This window comes from Xenorhabdus beddingii, assembly GCF_002127545.1.
GTDB classification, from domain to species: Bacteria; Pseudomonadota; Gammaproteobacteria; order Enterobacterales; family Enterobacteriaceae; genus Xenorhabdus; species Xenorhabdus beddingii.
The window spans coordinates 1-225 of record NZ_MUBK01000204.1 but is presented as its reverse complement, the minus strand read 5'-3'; the positions used below and the strand labels follow the sequence as shown (position 1 = coordinate 225).

The window sequence follows — 225 nt, the reverse complement described above, 5'->3', positions numbered from 1 at the left end:
CCGGTCTGAAAGCCATGCCGGGAAATCAGAGGACGCGGCCACCCAGTCGGCAGCAGCGGCGAGCCAGTCTGAAACCCATGCCGGGAAATCAGAGGACGCGGCCACCCAGTCGGCAGCCGCGGCGAACCGGTCTGAAACCCATGCCGGGAACGCAGAAGAGGCAGCCACCCGGTCGGTAGCCGCGGCGAGCCAGTCTGAAACCCATGCCGGGAAATCAGAGGACGC

1 protein-coding gene is annotated in these 225 nt (G+C 66.7%); it reads right to left on the bottom strand.

Features of this window, described 5'->3' with window-relative positions; all coding sequences use genetic code 11:
* Positions 1-225 (bottom strand): hypothetical protein (locus Xbed_RS20070; RefSeq protein ID WP_208612293.1); only part of this gene is annotated, 225 nt, incomplete at both ends.